The following is a 575-nucleotide window of genomic DNA, read 5'->3' as shown; positions in this document are numbered from 1 at the left end:
GCCTCGTGGCCGGCGAGATCGACCTCCTGCTCGAGAGAGCCATGCATCAGGCTGGCGGTGCCGAAATCGAGCACAACGCAGTCGGTCTTGACGACGCCCGGATGTTCGTTGGGATCGACGGTTCTCAAACCCCGACCGACCATCTGGATCATGGTCGACTTGTATGAGGACGGGCGCAACAGCACGACGCAGGCCGTCGGCGGGTGATCCCAACCCTCGGTCAGGACGGCGACGTTGACGACGACCTGGACGTCGCCGGCAGCATAGGCGGCAAGCGCCGCCTGGCGCTCGCCATCAGCCATCTCGCCATGGACGAGAACGGCTGCGACACCGGCCTCGTTGAAGGCATCGGTGGCGCTGCGGGCATGGTCGACCGTCGAACAGAACACCACGGTCTGCCGCCCGGCGGCCTTCTCCTTCCAATGTCGGATGATGGCATCCATGACCGGCGCGCGGTTCATGATGCGCTCAACCTCGCTCATGTCGAAGTCGCTTGCGGTCTTGCGGACCTTGGCCAGGTCGTCCCTGACGCCGACATCGATGACGAAGGTGCGGGGTGGCACCAGGTGGCCGGA

The 575-nt window shown here is 65.2% G+C and carries 1 protein-coding gene; it reads right to left on the bottom strand.

The genetic code is table 11. From position 1 onward, the window contains the following. Positions 1-575, bottom strand: a 575-nt coding sequence (locus ACFO1V_RS09365) for a DEAD/DEAH box helicase (RefSeq protein WP_380075079.1), incomplete at both ends; no start/stop codon positions are given.

The organism is Daeguia caeni, from assembly GCF_042653845.1.
Lineage (GTDB): Bacteria > Pseudomonadota > Alphaproteobacteria > Rhizobiales > Rhizobiaceae > Brucella > Brucella caeni.
This window is presented reverse-complemented; position numbering and strand designations above follow the sequence as displayed.